1 pseudogene is annotated in these 797 nt (G+C 42.8%); it reads left to right on the forward strand.

The annotated features are described in order from the left end of the window. A pseudogene (locus tag ACFIO3_RS14455) lies at nt 1-797 on the forward strand (hypothetical protein); the annotation flags it as partial.

Here is a 797-nt window from a genome sequence, read left to right on the forward strand (position 1 = left end):
GTAACTGGAAAAAGCGCAGCATTATTTGCAAAGAACGGCGGATATATTGATGTCACGGATGTAATACTAACAACAATGGATGGTAACGGATACGGTGCAGCCTCCACTGATCCTAACAGCTTAATTGAATTACATGGGAAAACAACGATTAATAATGCTGTAACTGGCCTTGGCGCAGAAAATAGTGGTACCATCACAATGAAGGGAGGAACTGTAACTGGGACAAGCGCAGCATTGCTTGCAAAAAGTGGTGGACATATTAAGGTTGCAGATGTCACTCTAACAACAATAGGCAACGGATACGGTGCAGCTACCACCGATCCTGATAGCTTGATCGAATTGCAAAGCAAAACAACAATTAATAATGCTTTCATCGGGCTTAATGCAGAAAATAGTGGTACCATCACAATGACGGGAGGAACTGTAACTGCTGCAAACATGGCAGTGCTTGCAAAAAGCGGTGGGCATATTAAGGTTACAGATGTTGCTCTAACAACAAATGGTAACTATGGCGCAGCTACCACCGATCTTGATAGCTTGATCGAATTGCAAGGCAAAACAACAATTAATAATGCTTTCATTGGACTTAATGCAGAAAATAGTGGTGCCATCACAATGACGGGAGGAACTGTAACCGCTGTAAACATGGCAGTGCTTGCAAAAAGTGGTGGACATATTAAGGTCGCAGATGTTGCTCTAACAACGATGTATGGCAACGGATACGGTGCAGCTACCACCGATCCTGATAGCTTGATCGAATTGCAAGGCAAAACAACAATTAATAATGCTTTCATCGG

Source organism: Bartonella sp. AD328YNZD (genome assembly GCF_042196425.1).